10 protein-coding genes are annotated in these 16,528 nt (G+C 42.0%); 2 read left to right on the top strand and 8 right to left on the bottom strand.

All coding sequences use genetic code 11. From position 1 onward, the window contains the following. Complete coding sequence (locus tag H148_RS0108645; protein WP_029034449.1) at positions 1 to 2,820, top strand: T9SS type A sorting domain-containing protein; 2,820 nt, start codon at positions 1 to 3, stop codon at positions 2,818 to 2,820. 10 nt (positions 2,821 to 2,830) lie between these two features. Here the strand turns inward: H148_RS0108645 and H148_RS0108640 are convergent, their stop codons facing one another. Then, complete coding sequence (locus H148_RS0108640) at positions 2,831 to 3,799, bottom strand: DUF3078 domain-containing protein (RefSeq protein ID WP_051286321.1); 969 nt, start codon at positions 3,797 to 3,799, stop codon at positions 2,831 to 2,833. Next, positions 3,792 to 5,591: a 1-deoxy-D-xylulose-5-phosphate synthase gene (locus H148_RS0108635; protein ID WP_029034447.1), complete on the bottom strand. Its 1,800-nt coding sequence runs from the start codon at positions 5,589 to 5,591 to the stop codon at positions 3,792 to 3,794. Before H148_RS0108635 ends, H148_RS0108640 begins: the two co-directional genes overlap by 8 nt. 38 nt (positions 5,592 to 5,629) lie before the next feature. On the opposite strand from H148_RS0108635, the gene H148_RS0108630 reads away from it, so the two are divergent. Further along, a complete protein-coding gene (locus H148_RS0108630; protein ID WP_029034446.1) occupies positions 5,630 to 6,079 on the top strand; it encodes a nucleoside deaminase in 450 nt (149 codons plus the stop codon). A 161-nt stretch (positions 6,080 to 6,240) separates the two neighbouring features. Here the strand turns inward: H148_RS0108630 and H148_RS0108625 are convergent, their stop codons facing one another. The 6 genes from H148_RS0108625 to H148_RS18735 form a co-directional block, all read right to left on the bottom strand. Continuing rightward, positions 6,241 to 7,107 (bottom strand): glycoside hydrolase family 16 protein, encoded by an 867-nt coding sequence (locus H148_RS0108625; protein ID WP_029034445.1) that lies wholly within the window; start codon positions 7,105 to 7,107, stop codon positions 6,241 to 6,243. A 74-nt stretch (positions 7,108 to 7,181) separates the two neighbouring features. Next, positions 7,182 to 9,455: a beta-glucosidase BglX gene (gene bglX / locus H148_RS0108620; RefSeq protein ID WP_037324873.1), complete on the bottom strand. Its 2,274-nt coding sequence runs from the start codon at positions 9,453 to 9,455 to the stop codon at positions 7,182 to 7,184. 71 nt (positions 9,456 to 9,526) lie between these two features. After that, the gene (locus tag H148_RS0108615) at positions 9,527 to 11,854 is read right to left on the bottom strand and encodes a glycoside hydrolase family 3 N-terminal domain-containing protein (RefSeq protein ID WP_029034443.1); all 2,328 of its coding nucleotides are present in this window, start codon (positions 11,852 to 11,854) and stop codon (positions 9,527 to 9,529) included. Positions 11,855 to 11,885: 31 nt separating this feature from the next. Then, positions 11,886 to 13,640 carry a cellulase family glycosylhydrolase gene (locus H148_RS0108610; protein WP_029034442.1) on the bottom strand — a complete coding sequence of 585 codons (1,755 nt, stop codon included), beginning with the start codon at positions 13,638 to 13,640 and terminating at the stop codon, positions 11,886 to 11,888. A gap of 112 nt (positions 13,641 to 13,752) precedes the next feature. Next, positions 13,753 to 14,862 carry a family 16 glycosylhydrolase gene (locus H148_RS0108605; protein WP_083961627.1) on the bottom strand — a complete coding sequence of 370 codons (1,110 nt, stop codon included), beginning with the start codon at positions 14,860 to 14,862 and terminating at the stop codon, positions 13,753 to 13,755. 331 nt (positions 14,863 to 15,193) lie between these two features. Then, the gene (locus H148_RS18735; protein WP_211222984.1) at positions 15,194 to 16,516 is read right to left on the bottom strand and encodes a hypothetical protein; all 1,323 of its coding nucleotides are present in this window, start codon (positions 16,514 to 16,516) and stop codon (positions 15,194 to 15,196) included. Positions 16,517 to 16,528 lie beyond the last annotated feature (12 nt).

Here is a 16,528-nt window from a genome sequence, read left to right as displayed (position 1 = left end):
ATGAATAAACGTTTAAATTTTATACTTCCGGTCATTCTTTTTGCCGTAGTTTTTGGTCTAAATCTTATCCCGGAATATCTTACTTCACATAATATTTCAAAAGTTCGGGAAAAACATTCCAGTTTTCTGAAGCAGAAGAAACCTACCAAAGACAAAGGGTACTCACGTCTCGAGAGAATCAAGCGGGCTTTGCCGCCCAAGAAATATTACGAAGAAATGGAATATCTTACCATGAATCCAGCCTTGGGATACCCTGAACCATATAAGGTAAGAGAACTTCATGAACAACTTCTAAGACAAAGGCAAAGCAAGGAATTCAACAAATCACCCGGTGATAGTGAAAAACATCCCTGGATTTCCAGAGGACCCAATAATGTTGGAGGCCGCACCAGGGTGCTGCTGTTCGACCCTAATAATACCTCGGGCAATAGAGTCTTTGCCGGAGCGATTAGTGGCGGCCTTTGGGTTAATAATAATATCACGAATGAAAATTCCATTTGGAGCCGGGTAGAAGGCTTACCGGCGAATCTTAATATCTCCTGTCTTACAGTAGATCCAAGAAATCCAAATATTTGGTATGCAGGTACCGGAGAACAATACACAGGTGGAGATGTGGTAGGTACGGGAGTTTATAAAACTATGGATGGTGGTACCACCTGGACCAAAGTTTTGGATGTTGAAGAATTTTCAAATTCTGGCGGAGGAACCAGTATTCGGATTATAGGAGGAGTTTACTATATCAACGATATCGAAGCCTGGGATAATGGTAGCAGCACCGAGATCTTTATTGGAGTCACCACTCACCTCTATGCCAACGCACGAAATCCGCAGAATTTGCTAGGCTACTTTGAGAGAGGTCTTTACGAAAGTAAAGATGGAGGGACTTCATGGAACAAGGCAATAGAGGATGAATCTTTTAATGATTTTGAAACAGATGCCGCCGGAAATATATGGGCCGCCACAACCTATTCTCCCGGAGTGGAAAATTCATTTGGAGGAAAAATATATAAGCGGGAAAAAGGAACCGACACCAACTGGAATCTGGTTACCGTTGTACCTAATGTTTATCGCACAGAAATAGAAGCTTCTGCTACAGATCCGGGAAAGTTCTACATTCTTGCCGAAGATCAATCTGAAGAAGCATCTCTCTGGATCACCAGAGATGCCTTTCAAACCATTTCTTCTCTTAACGAACCAAATGATGCCGATCTTGACATCCCTCCATATGATTTTGCAAGAGGACAGGCCTTTTATAATCTTATGATAGAATCTGATCCTACAAATGATGAGATCGTCTATGCCGGCGGGATAGATCTCTTTAGATCCACCAACAGCGGTGATTCCTGGAAGCAGATTTCCAAATGGGCAGATAATGATAACCTTGACGAGCTTCCGGTTTCAGAAGTTCATGCAGACCATCACGTGATGAAGTTTAGACCTGACAATACTAATCAGGCAATTTTTGGCCATGACGGCGGAGTTTCTTTTGCGCGAGATCTTGCAGCAGCAAGCACTTCAAAAGTATTTATCACCCCCGAAACAAATTATATTACCACCCAGTTCTATTCTGTTGCAGTGGCTCCTGAATCATTTTCCAGTGGAGATTATTTTTTGGGAGGAACTCAGGACAACGGAACATTATTGATCGAGAATGGAAATCCCGTTTCGATTGGAATATTAGGAGGAGACGGAGCTCATTCCTTTTTTGATCAGGTAGATACAGAGTATCTTATAGCAAATCTGGTTTACAACGACCTAATAATTCTTTATAATTATGAAAAAGAAGGATTTGCTTTAATTGCCTATAATGAAGATAGAGATGGATTTTTTATAAATCCGCAGGCCCTTGATTCTAACTTAGATATACTTTTTTCAAATGGTCCTGAAGGAGTGCTTTACAGATACGATGATCTAACCCAACTTGAGGTTTTAGGAAACGATGGAATAACACAAAATGCTCCCGTCGCACCCCGAAGTTCCCTTGAAAATTCTCTTTTAGACACCTCCATAAGTGCTGTTACGGTCTCTCCTTTTACAACCCAAAGCAGCACGGTTATTCTTGGCCTTATTAACTCTAAACTTCTTAAGGTGGAGAATGCCCACGGTGATCCTTCAAATGCAACATGGAAGGAGCTCACGGGACCTCAATTTGTTGGAAGTATATCTGATGTTGAGTATGGGGAAACTGAGGATGATTTATATGTCTCCTTTTATAATTATGGGGTGAAAAGTATATGGTACACAGCTAACGCAAATGCTACAAATCCTACCTGGATAAACAAAGAAGGAAATCTCCCCGATTTACCTGTACTCTCTATTCTCCCCAATCCACTGAATGAAGATGAAGTCATAGTTGGAACTGAACTGGGAGTTTGGGCTACAGAGAACTTCACCAGCAGCCAACCGGTATGGGTCCAGTCTTACAATGGCATGAGCGATGTAAAAGTTACAGATTTGGATCTTAAAAAAGGTAATAATGTGGTCTATGCCGGCTCCTACGGACGCGGAATATTTTCAGGCCAATTTAAAACTGCCAGAGAAGAAGCTGAAGAACGCGGAGAAGTATTGGTAGAAGAAAATATGATATCGGTTTATCCCACAATTTCTGAAGGGAATTACGAACTGGTATCTGGTGAGGATGTCGAAGACTTGGCTATTTATATTTATAATATTCAAGGAAGGGTAGTGCAGGTTATGCAAGAGTCAGTAGAAGCCAATAAACCCATAGACGTTAATCTCCTTACTGAAGCTTCTGGAGTATATCTGGTTAAAATCACAGGTGCCGGAAAAACTGTAGTTCAGAAAATAATTAAGATTTAAGGGATGTTATTCAGAAGGAATAAATGACGCCTACCCCGAGAATTTGCTTGAACTGCACTCTTGGTCCACCTGTTTCCAGGTTTCCATCCCCATCAAGGTCTTGTTTAAATTTTACGTCGTCATCATATTTTAGATGTGATCCCACATTGGCTTTGACGTATTCATTTACAGTAAGGTCAAGATTTAATTCCCAGTCCACATCGATATTACCAAACTTGTTGAGATAATCTGAGTACAACCTCAAACTGTTGGTTAATCCTATATTGTCAAAAATCTTTTTCGCAAATGCGGTGCTTACTAAAAATCCAAGTTCAGTCCTCACTTTTTCTCCTTCACTTATAATGTTTCCCTCCTCGTCTCTAATGGCAGGTGCAACCCCAAACATTCCTTCATTTGCCAAACTTTGATCCAATACAAAAGTGGATTTTTGAGTAACCGGTGAAATATAAATGGTAAGATCTTCTTCGGGAGACGAATACTCTGTTCCTACTCCCAGAAAAGCGTAGCCGGGAGCCATAAATTTTGAAATAGGAGCTTCGGTGTTAGGATATCGGTACCCGTATGTGAGCTGGGTATTAAAATTAAATTTGGCCGAATAATACCAGTTGGAAATTGAATCCCTACGGTAACCAAAATTAGAATTTATTTCCAGGTTATCCTCCGTCTTTCGAAGTTCTCTACCTTCCTGAGCATTGAATCCATACTTTACCACAAGAGTAGAATTCCAGTTCAAAAGTTCCTTTTGATATTTCCTTCCAAAAAGCCCGTGCATTAAAGCTGAAAAAGAATTATTACCTCCCGAGCTCCAGTTGACGAAAGCTACCTCACTAAGATTAACACCTACTTTATTAGTCTCCTTCCAGTAATTGATCTGTTCATTCACTACGGTAGTAGTATCTACCGTAGTGGTATCTATTACTCTCGCAAAGCCAAAAGAGGTACATGACATAAAAAGGAGGCAAAGGAAGAACTTATACATTTGGTGATTTCAATTTTTTAAGCAGTCCGCGAAGACATTCTTTTATACTTTCAACGTCAATTTTTGCTATTTCTTGTAATTCTTCCACTTTTCCATGATCGAGAAATTGATCGGGTAATCCCAGGGAGATGATTTTAGGATGATAGTCTTTGGCCTGTGCAAACTCCATAATGGCCGATCCTGCTCCGCCTTTTATCACCCCATCCTCGACAGTAACAATAATTTTATTCCTGGAAAGAACTTCATGCAAAAGCTCTGCATCAAGAGGCTTCACAAAACGCATATCATAATGGCCCACTTCTTCAGATCCTTCAAGGTTTTCTAATGCCTTTTCTACGTTCTTCCCTATAGTACCGAAGCTGAGAACGGCAATAGAGTTTCCTTCTTGTAATATTCGCCCTTTCCCAAAAGGAATTTTCCGGAAAGGTTTCTTCCAGTCTTCCACAAAACCTCTGCCTCGTGGATACCGAATTGCCAGGGGATGTTTTAATTCTCCGTTTTGAGCTGTATAAAGCATGTTGCGCAGTTCGACTTCATCAAGAGGTGCGAAGATCATCATGTTTGGAACAGCTCTCAAGTAGGCAATATCAAAAGCTCCATGATGAGTAGCTCCATCTTCTCCTACGAGACCTGCCCTATCAAGGCAGAAAATCACGGGTAGATTCTGAAGTGCCACATCGTGAATGATCTGGTCATAAGCTCTTTGAAGAAAGGTTGAGTAAATGTTACAGTAAACGATGAGGCCCTGTGTGGCCATTCCTGCAGCAAGAGTAACTGCGTGCTGCTCGGCTATGCCAACATCAAAGGCACGTTCGGGAAAAGCCTGGATCATGTATTTAAGAGAACTTCCCGTAGGCATAGCGGGAGTTATCCCAATGATTTTTTTATTCTTTTCTGCCAGCTCCACCAGAGTAAGTCCAAAAATGTCCTGAAATTTGAGCGGCAGCCCTTCTGTATCATAAGGAAGTAATTCCCCCGTATCGGGAAGAAATTTTCCGGGTGCATGATACTTTACCTGGTCTTCTTCAGCTTTTTTAAGGCCTTTGCCTTTGGTGGTGATCACATGAAGGAATTTGGGTCCTTCTACTTTTTTAAGTTCCTCCAACGTGCTTAAAAGACTTTCCAGATCATGACCGTCGACCGGACCAAAATATTTGAAATTGAGTGCTTCGATAATATTATCTTGCTTCGGTTTATATCCCACCCTGGCTTTGGTAAGATAATTTTTCAAGGCACCAACGCTGGGGTCAATTCCTATCGCATTGTCATTTAAAATGATCAAAAGGTTAGCATCGGTTACCCCGGCATGGTTTAGTCCTTCAAAAGCCATCCCGCTGGCAATAGAGGCATCTCCGATTACTGCTATATGTTGTTTCTGAAGGTCCTCTTTCAAATTCGAAGCTATTGCCATTCCCAAAGCGGCAGAAATCGAAGTTGAAGAATGTCCCACTCCAAAAGTGTCAAATTCGCTCTCGTTTCTTTTGGGAAATCCGCTAATGCCGCCCAGTTGCCGGTTGGTGTGAAAATTATCTCTTCTACCGGTAAGGATCTTGTGCCCGTAGGCCTGATGCCCAACATCCCAGACCAAAAGATCCTGGGGAGTATTAAAGACGTAATGCAAGGCCAAAGTAAGTTCCACAACCCCCAAACTGGCACCCAAATGCCCTTCTTTGGTAGCAACTATTTCAATTATAAATTTCCGCAATTCGGCTGCCAGCTGCGGAAGCTTTTCAGGTGCAATTTTTCGCAGATCTGCAGGAGAATTGATAGTATCAAGAAGAGTTTTTGCCATGGAGGACAAAGGTACATTTTGAAATTGTATTTTTGAATATGCAATTAGTTTTTGACGACAGCTATTTTATGCGGAAGGCTCTTGATGAAGCCCAACAAGCTTATGAAAAAGGAGAAATTCCTGTAGGCGTGGTGATCGTTGCAAAACAACAAATCATTGCCCGCGGACACAACCTTACAGAACTACTGAACGATGTGACCGCCCACGCAGAAATGCAGGCTATCACTTCGGCAGCAAATTTTTTGGGCGGAAAATACCTGCTCGATTGCACGATGTATGTCACTTTGGAACCCTGCCAAATGTGCGCCGGAGCTTTGTACTGGAGCCAAATCTCTAATCTTGTCTTTGGAGCTTCAGATCCTGAAAGGGGTTACCGAAAAATGGGAGGAAAACTACACCCAAAAACGAAAGTGAAAAATGGCATTTTAGAGGAGGAAGCATCTGAACTACTGAAGAGGTTTTTCATCGAAAGAAGAAATCTTAACTGAAAAAAGATTTAAGATCGCTTCGCTGCAAGAAACAAGAATCAAGACTTTTTTCTGGAAAAACCCTATCAGGGTTTAGAAACCTGAATAGGTTGCAAGGCGACAAAAAAAATCCTCTCCAAAAATGTCATTTTTGAAGAGGATCTCTGGCTAATTCAATACTTCTACTGCGTAATTAAAACCCAATCTACAAGCACTTCTGCCTTTCCAGCCTTAATTAATTCAACTGTGGATGCAGGAAGGCCATTATAAGGCTCTTCCACTCCGTTCGTTTTGTAAGGATAGGCTCCACCTAAAGCTAAATTGAGAATAAGGAATTTCGGGTTGTCAAAAGCCCATTTTCCGTAATGTTCAACCATGGGTTTAGTTACCCGATAGATCAACCTGCCGTCAACTCTAAAGTCAAATCCTTCGGGAGTCCAGTCCACCGAATACACATGCCAGTCGGTCACATCCTTGCCTTCAGGAAAGAAGAACTTATTTACAAGAGGCGTTTCTCCGGAATAACCGGGGCCGTGTAGGGCGACCCCGATCCAATCTGTTTCACCGACGTATTCCATTATATCAATTTCACCGGTTTCCGGCCAATCTCCGCCACCAAGGGCCCAAAAGGCGGGCCAGTAACCAGAACCTTTAGGTAACTTCATCCTGGCTGCCGCGGTACCGTAGGTGAACATCACTTTATCACGCGTATTGATCCTTCCGGAAATAAAATCAAAATCATTTCCGCGGTAGTTTATGTAATTCGGACTGTAATGAGCTTTTAGTACTAGTGCATTATCAACTCCACCGGCCTCAGCACCTTTTACTGTGAAAACAGTTGCCGAGGAATCCACATAGATTTGCTGCTCATTATTCACCCAAAAATCGGTACCCATGACATTCCATTTGTCCCTGTCTAAAGAACTTCCGGAAAAGTCATCAAAGAAAAGGGTGTCGGCACTTTGGGGGACATGGAATTCCTGGGAATTCAAAATTCCGCAGAAAAACAACACAAGCGCCGATTGGAATAGTTTTATATACATTTTCATAACGTAATTACTTATAATAATAAAAGGTAGACTAAATATCAGGTGTCAAAAATGGCATTTTTGAGGCTCCCTTTTTATTGCAGTTCAAAGCTATCCATTTTTAGGTCCCGCGAGTTTCCTCCTACCATTACCCGAAATTCCCCGGGTTCTGATGTCCATTTCTTTTCTGCATTGTAAAATTCCAGAAGGTCATTAGTAATTGTAAAGGTAACTTCTTTAGTCTCGCCCGGCTGTAAATCAACCAGTTCAAATCCTTTCAGCTCAATGACAGGTCTTGTGGTACTGGCCACCATGTCCCGAAGATAAAGCTGCACCACTTCCCTACCGGCTTTGCTTCCGGAATTGGTAACAGGAACAGTAACTTCTATTGAGCCCTCCTGAGTCATTTCTTTAGAAGACAAATTGATATCCCCATACTCGAAAGTGGTATAACTAAGACCATAACCAAACGGATAAAGAGCCGTCTTTTCTTCATCTGTGTAAGCTGAATAAGTCACATCTGTAGGATTACTTGGCCGGCCTGTGTTTTTCTGGTTATAGTAAAGCGGCTCCTGACCTACAGCTCTGGGAAAAGATACAGGAAGCTTTCCGGAAGGATTATACTTTCCGAAGAGAACATCGGCAATGGCGTTTCCGCTTTCGGTACCTAGCAACCAGGCTTCTACTATGGCAGGCACGTTTTCGGCCGCCCAGCTAATTTCAAGTGGTCTCCCATTTTGCAGTACAAGAACTACATTCTTGTTCACCTTATATATTTCCTGAAGGAGCTCATCCTGTACTCCGGCTAATCCAATATCCACCTGGCTTCTTCCTTCCCCGGTCTGGAAAGCATCTTCTCCAAGAGCCAGAACAACAAGGTCTGCTTCTTTTGCTTTTGCGATAGCATCAGCAAAACCAGATGTATCGGTTTCATTTATCTTCAGAGGCTTTAAAAAACTTCGCTCTCCCATTCCGAGATCGGCACCTTTTGCATAAGTCACATTAACATCTTGACCTACGGCATTTCTAATACCCTCCAAAAGTGACACAGCGGAATTTGCTTCTCCCTGAGCGCGCCAGTTTCCTATTGGAGTGTCTTTATCATCTGCCAATGGACCAATTACGGCAATGTTTTTAACTGATGGTTTTATTGGTAACAGTTCTTTTTCATTTTTGAGGAGCACGATAGATTTGGACGCTATCTCTCTGGCGACTTCTCTATGTTCATCGTAGTCTACTGTAGCCGCAAAATCAGGATTGGAATACCTGTAAGGATCTTCAAAAAGTCCCATTTTGAATTTGACTCTTAGAATTCGCCTTACAGCATCGTTGATCAATTCTTCATCAACTTCACCTTCCTCTACAAGTTCCTCCAGAGCATTCTCGTAAGCGCCGCCCTCCATATCCATATCGCTTCCGGCTTTTACAGCTATTTCAGCAGCGTGTTTCCTATCTCTTGCAAACCCATGGTTTACCATTTCAATAATAGAACCCCAGTCTGAAACAATAAACCCATCCCAATCCCAGTCTCCTTTCAGAATATCTCTTTGCAGGATCCTATGGCCGGTTGCAGGGATACCATCAAGATCGTTGAAGGCATTCATAACCGTGGCAACCCCAGCATCGGCCGCTGCTTTAAAAGGAGGTAAAAGGGTATTATGCATTTCATTTTCTCCTATGTGTACCGTATTGTAATCCCGTCCTGCTTCGGCAAGACCATATCCTACAAAATGTTTTGCAGTTGCAGCAATTGTGGTAGGATCTGCCAGGTCATCTCCCTGATAACCTTTAATTTTAGCAACAGCTACTTTAGAGGTCAAAAAAGGATCTTCACCAGATCCTTCCATGATCCTTCCCCATCTTGCGTCCCGGGAAATGTCTATCATTGGAGAAAAGGTCCAGTTCACTCCATCTGCAACAGACTCTATCGCAGCTATACGTGCAGATCTTTCCATCGCATCGAGGTCCCAGCTTGCAGTTTCACCAAGTGGGACGGGAAAAATGGTCTTATACCCGTGAATAACATCGTACCCAATCATGAGAGGAATACCTAACCGGGAGTTTTCCATCACCAGCTTTTGAGCTTCTCTTGTGGCTTCAGGGGAAAGAACGTTAAGCATGGAACCTACAAGCCCCTGCTTAAGTCTATCTTCTCTGTACTGATTTTGATCGCCGGTTGCAGGTCCGGTGAGATCCCAACTTCCACTGTATTGCACCATTTGACCTACTTTTTCTTCAAGGGTCATTAAAGCCAGGACAGAATCTACCTTGGTTTCAACATTTTCCACTGAACTTTTAATATTTGTTTCCTGAGCTTTGCCGACAATGCTGCAGAACAACCCAAGAAGAAGTAGTTTATAAGTTTTCATTTTTCTGATATATTTGAACAAGTTTTATAAAGGTTCCTGAAAAACCGAAATCAATTTATTTTCAAAATTTCCTATTCGGTTACTTTGAGGGTTTGCATTAGGTCTTCGATCATTAATTCAAAATCACCCGGCTCAATCAAGGGTTTTCCTTCCGGTGTTATATAAGCCAAATCTTTAGCATAAAGGATGAAAGTCACCGTTTTTGTTTCTCCGGGTTCCAGGGCTATTTTCTCAAACTTTCTAAGCCGCCTCACATCTGGCGTGCTTTTACTCGCGTATAGATCTGAAGTGTAAAGTTCGACCACTTCTTTGCCCTGGCGCTCGCCCGTGTTGGTCACGTCCACCATTACAGTAACATTTCCGTTCGTGCCGATGCTGTTCTTATCGATATTAAAATCTGAATATTCAAAAGTGGTGTAGCTAAGCCCGTCCCCAAAAGAAAACTGCGGATTGTAATCGGCTTCATAATCATAGACGCCTTCAGCTTTTGCCTGCTCTTCGGAAGGTTTGTGGATGTAAGGAATGAGTGCGTTTGGATAGCGAGGGTAGTTGTAAGGCAGTTTCCCGGAAGGGTTCACGTCGCCAAAAATGACATCGGCCAAAGCATCCCCGCCAAAGTTGCCGGGGAGATAAGCCTGAACTATAGCATCCATTCCTTCTTCAAATTTACTGATAATCCGGGGGCGTCCTTCATTAAGAATCAGGATCACGGGGGTGCCTGTCTTAGCAAGTTCACGGGCTAATTCTGTTTGATCGTCCGACAGGTATAGATCATTTAGATCCCCCGGCTTTTCAGTATATGTATTTTCGCCCAGCACCAGGAGGACGTAATCCACGTTCTTTGCTGCGGAAACTGCTTCATTAAATTGATCTTTTTCCTCCTCATAGTATTTTCCTCCTTCTACGTAGCTTACACCGGGAAGGTAGGTGACATTTTCCTCTCCTATTTCATTCTGTACTGCTTCCAAAACCGTATTGTAATCTTCGGCGAATTCAGGGACTTTTTCTCCCTGCCAGGAATAGGTCCAGGCACCGTTTAATGTGCGCATCGAATTTGCATTTGGACCTGTTACCAGTACTCTGGTGTTCTTCCCCAATGGCAGGATATCGTCCTCATTCTTCAGAAGGGTAATAGATTCTGCAGCCATGTCATAGGAAGCCTGCTCAAATTCTTCACTCCCGAATTTTGGATAATTGCTGTAGTGGGTCACCGGCGTTTCGAACAGGTTAAGAGCAAGTTTTACTTTTAAGATTCTTCTCACTGCGTCGTCAATTCTCGACTCTTCCACTTCCCCATCTCTTACTAAATCAATTAGATTATCTACAAAAACTTCATATTGATAAGGCACCATCGACATGTCGATTCCTGCGTTGACAGCCATTTTTATAGCTTCCCGGTCACTCTCGGCTACGCGATCCCTACGGTGCAGGTTTTCAATGTCGGCCCAATCTGTTACCACCAAACCATCAAAACCAAGTTCTTCTTTTAAAAGGGTGGTAAGCAAATCATAATTTGCATGGACTGGAACACTGTTAATAATTCCGGAATTCACCATAATAGTGTGGGCTCCCGCATCTACTGCCGCCTTAAATGGAGGCAGGTGATATTCGCGCAAAGCATCTTCAGGAATATAAGCCGGTGTCCTGTCTTTCCCTGAGATCACTGCGTGGTATCCTAAAAAGTGCTTTAAAGTAGCGGCTATGTGCTCCGGATGTCCAATATTGTTATCCTCCCCTTCGTACCCATCGATCATAGCTACACCAAGAACGGAGGCTAAATAAGGGTCTTCCCCAAAGGTTTCCCACATCCTGGAATAACGTGGATCCATTCCAAGATCCAGTACAGGGGAAAAATTCCACGGAATTCCGCTGGCACGGGTTTCATAAGCTGTGATCTCTGCACCGCGCTCTACCAATTCACGGTTTCGGCTGGCTGCCTGCCCAATCTGTTGAGGAAACATTGTTGCCCCCGCAGTATAGGTTGCCCCATGGATCATATCCACTCCATAGATCACCGGAATATTTAGCCGGGTAACATCTTTGTTGATGTTTTGGATTCCATTTATGACTTCATACCATTTCTCCCTTGGAAGAGCCCTGTTATTGGCAGTATTTAGAAAAGAACCAACATAGTACTCGCCAACAGCCTTTTTTACCAGCTCCGTGTCTAAAGTAAAAGGCTCATAGCTTGAATAGCGGTTCTCACCTTCACCAATGACATCCAGGGTTACTTGTGTCATTTGTCCCACCTTTTCTTCAAGAGTCATTTGAGACAAAATTTTATCTGCCCTCGCTGCAATTTCATCTGTAGTGGGTAGGGCTGCTGTGTTCTGGGCTTTAACCCCACAGCCGGTGGTGAAAAGAACCCCCAATCCTAGTATAATTCGTGTGATTTTCATCTTATTTAAACATTTGTAAGTTTTATATTATTTAGTTTTGACGGGAGATCTTGATCTGCTCCAGTTTAAAGCCGCCATTGTGCACCAAAAATCTTAGCTGATTTTCCCCTTTTTTGAGAGGAATGTTTTTAATAGTAGTTTCTTTCCATTTCTCCCCGGTTGCGGGAATGACAAAAGCAGGATAAATTTTTCCATTAACCTCCACCGCAGCTTTTCCCGGCGCATTGGCTGCTGTTAGTAAAGAGAACTGGAAATTGTTATTTTCAGATACCCGGAAACTGTATTGCATCCATTCCCCTTCTTCCATATCCCCCACATAGACGTCAGCATAATCTGCTCTGGGTTCCATGGGAAAAATATCAACGCCGTCGTTCCGGTAGGTTCTGCCATTGTTCCAGCTCTGCCGGTCACCACCCGTAGAGATATAGTAGTTGCCTGCGACATTGTCATGATAAGCAATTCCCAATTCTCCCATGTCATAATTGGCAGCTTTGAGAACTACCTCATCTTCAACCAAAATCTCCTCAAAAGGAATGGCTTTATCTGAATGCGGCTGCCGGATCATAGCATCCACAACTCCTTTGTGATAGTAATTGTTTTCTAACCTGGTGTTCTCAGTAAGTTGCATTAAGGCTTCGTACGCCTGGGCTTCTGAAGGTTTTTCGGCTTCCCCTTTCCAATAATCAAGAATCTTCTGATATCCCGGATTTACTATGACCTCAAGAGGATTATTAAAACCTAATTTTTTGAGCGGCCACCAAGCCCAGCCAATGTTATTTTCTTCCATAAGCCTAATGGCATCTGTAAACCAGACATTGGAATTTTCTCCTGTTTCCCCGAGCCACACTGGAGTGTTGTATTTTTCCCTGAAATCAAGAAACTGCTGAATTGAAGCCTTGTCGTTGTAATTCCAGTATTTGTGGAAGCTTATGACCATGTTATCATCCCAGGGCGGAAGAATCCCGTTGTAGTTGTTCCCCCAGCCATTTCCTTCAATGATAATTATATGATTTTTATCTACTTCCCTAATTGCCTTTGTGATCTCAACCATTATTTTCTTAAGGGGAGCGTTGTGAGAATCCTCAATTCCGTGTTTGTGCTTCCCTTCCTCGAAGGTCCAGTTTGGCTCATTTATAATATCATAGGCTCCAATCCATGGTTCATCTTTATATCTTTCAGCAATTTTTTTCCAAAGCGCCACCAGTTTCTGCCGGTTTTCATCACTTTCCCAAAGCGAGGGTTTGGAAGGATCACGATCGGAAATATTTACATCATGTCCCTGACCTCCCGGTGCAGCGTGCATGTCCAGAATCAGATACATTTCATTTGCCTCTGCCCAGCTGAGAAGTGAGTCAGTCATGACAAAGCCTTTTTCCAACCAGGTATTATCTCCTTTTACCGGCTCTTCTTCTACCGGCAGCGTGTACAGGTTATAGTGCATTGGAAGCCGTACGGAATTAAAGCCCCAGCTCTTAAGAGAATCAATATCGACTTTACGGGTGTGATTGTTTAGCCAGGCCAGATAAAATTCTTCTGTCTTTTCCTCTCCTATCAGCTCCTCAATATGTTCGCGGATCACATACTGCTGACCCGAAAAGGGAACTTTTAGCATGTATCCTTCCTGCAGCATATGTCCTCCCAGTCCTATTCCTCTGAGAAGTACATTTTCGCCATTCCTATCAACAATCTTTTGATCACTGGTGTGAAGGAATTGAGAAGATGGAATTTCCTGTGAGAATCCTGCAAAGGACATTATGAGAAAGACAGAAAAGATGAATTTTTTCATTGCTTTAGTTTAGTTGGGGTTACTCCCACACAAATATTTTAAAAACACCTAACTTGAATGTTGTAGTTATAATATATATTCATTAGGCCTGGTTCCATGCCCCTTTTTTCACCTATTGATATATTCTCACATAGTCCACCTCCATGGTTGACGACTCGAAGTTGGGATCTATAGAAAACCAGCTTCCACCCATAGCTACATTCAGAATTAAAAATTGGTCTTTGTTAAAAGGCCAGGTCTCATTGTTCTTGTTCGCCGGATTATATGTGTAATGCACTTCGCCATCAACAGAAAAAATAATTTCCTCAGAGTCCCATTCAACCGCGTAAACATGAAAAGCTGTTGAAACATCCTCAATATTTTGAGAACCGTGGTTTCTGGTGTCGCCAAAACTAGAAGGTGTGTGCAAAGCACTTTGAACTATACCCTGATTATGACCCCAATGTTCCATAATGTCAATTTCACCACATGCGGGCCAGCTAACGGTGCTTATGTTGGAACCAAGCATCCAGATAGCCGGCCAGGTACCTTCACCATATGGCAATTTCGCCCTGACTTCAACTTTCCCATAGGTAAAATCAAATTTACCTTCTGTTAGAAGTCGCGCTGAGGTATAAGCCGAGTTTCCATAATTTTCTTTTTTAGCAGTAATTTTAAGCAATCCATCTTCAACCCTCACATTCTCTGGTCTATTAGTATAGTACTGCTTTTCTCCATTACCCCAACCATTATTTCCAATTCCAACATTATAACCCCACTTTGAATCGTCTGGACTGCCATCAACATCAAATTCATCATAAAAAACCAGATTATTAAAAGGCTGACGTTCAACAAGAATTTCAATTTGTTCTGAGGTACTTACAGATCTGTTGTTTTTTGAGTAAGCAGAGACTGAAACCGTATAGGTATGTAATTCTTTTTTGGTATAGGTATGTTGCACAATTCCTGTGGTGTTAGTGACCACTACTCCATTCCCAAACCTAAATTCATACCGGATCGCATTTTCTGCATTAGCTACAATATTTATCACACCTGTACCATCACCATAAGGATTAGTACTGTCGGCACCGACAATGCTAATATCAAGTGTAAGATTAGTGGGAATTATTGGTTCTGATGATGAAGCAAGATCATCATCTGTGTTTGCTTCACAGGAAAATAATATTAATACGAAAAAACCTAGTGAAAACAAAGGATTACTAACATTAAAATATCTGTTCATATGCCATAAATAAAAAAGAAGGAGAGGTGAATTTTTTTTAAAAAAAAGAGGGCCAGTTGCCCTCTTTTTTATTCTATCCTTTCCTTCTGAAAAAGGATAATAATTCAATAGGCAGCAGCTTAGTTTTGAAAGAATTTCTTTATTGGAACTTTGAACTGCTAACTTTAAAACCTGGTTATTCTTAAGATTGTCCCTCAGGTACTAATATCGGTACAACAAATATTTAAATGTGCCATACTAGCCTCCTGGTCAAGATCATCTCCTGGTAGCTAACTACCAGGATTTTGATGATCAAAACTTAACAATTCTAATATTGAACAGTGTTTTCTTTCTAATCTTGTTCGATATCATCTATATAGAAGGTACCAGATGTAGTTCCTCCAAAATCCAAGAAAATAGAAAAAGTATCATATTGTCCAGTTGGAACAAATGCCTCTCCGGCTCCCTGGTTACCATCGATGTAACTTTTTCTCGCATTATTAAAATCAAAAGTTAATTCTTCCCATCCCGTACCACCATGGTTGACTTCAACCTCATTAGCTCTTTCACCATTTACACCGGTTTCCAGTTTAAATAATACAGGATATGGAGTTTCAGAATAAACTTTCATTATTATAGTCTTATTAGAGCCTGAAAAATCTATAGCATTAGCCAAAGAAATAGTCAATGCATCATATTGACCTCCGGGCATGATAACTTCACCAACCATGATTGCAGTAGGATTAATACCAGATTGCTGAGGATTAGTTACTACATTAAAATCAACTCCAGAAGAGGAGCCAACATAATCGTCAGATCCATCAAAACTTAAAGGAAGTCCAAGTGTCCCGGTTGATCCGCCATCAGTCTCTCCAGATCCTTTAGGTTTGAAAACCCAGGTCCAACCAGTTCCACCTTCATTATTGGGAACGTATAGAACTAACTCGTCTTCTGTTAAAGAAACTATTTGATATACACCAGCAGGATTTCCTCGTGGTGCTTCAGCTCCTAAAATATTTGCATCATTAATTATTAACTGCTGGTTAGCCACATCAAGAACAAAGCTTCCCATTTGTGCATCAGCCCCTTCACTGGCATAATAAGTAAAATTAGCAGCACCACCGAGGTCAAATTTCATTTCGCCTGTTGCATCAGCCGGTGGACAGCAGGTTCCTGCAGCATTCCACCATACAGTCCAAGCACCAGCTTTATCTCCTGGAGGAGACATGAACCACCACAATCCGCCATCGGGCGCGGGACCTCCATCAAAAACCCAGGTCTTACCTTCTGCTGTGTTTTCCCCAACGAGATCATACCAATCCTGATCTAAAGCATTATCCAGCTGCTCTATTTCAACCTCAATTGTTTTTGTAAAAAATTCAGCACCTAAAGTTCCCACAAAAGTAAAAGTGGCTGTTCCCGGAATAGGATATACAATGGTAGTTTTGTTAGTCAGGGCTTTACCAAGATTATAATCCCAATACCCCGTGACACCAGGAGTATCCATATTCAAGGTAATTTTATTACCGCCCGGAGTACTTTGGGTAGCTATCAATTCTACACCTGCCACATCGGTGGTGTTGTCTAAATTCATCTCATCTACTTCCGGTTCACAGCCAGAGAAAAGCAGAACCAAAGAAGCGATAAACAAACTCCCTATTTTATTAATTTTCATCTCTATAAATTT

This window comes from Salinimicrobium terrae DSM 17865 (assembly GCF_000424665.1).
Classification (GTDB): domain Bacteria; phylum Bacteroidota; class Bacteroidia; order Flavobacteriales; family Flavobacteriaceae; genus Salinimicrobium; species Salinimicrobium terrae.
This window is presented reverse-complemented; position numbering and strand designations above follow the sequence as displayed.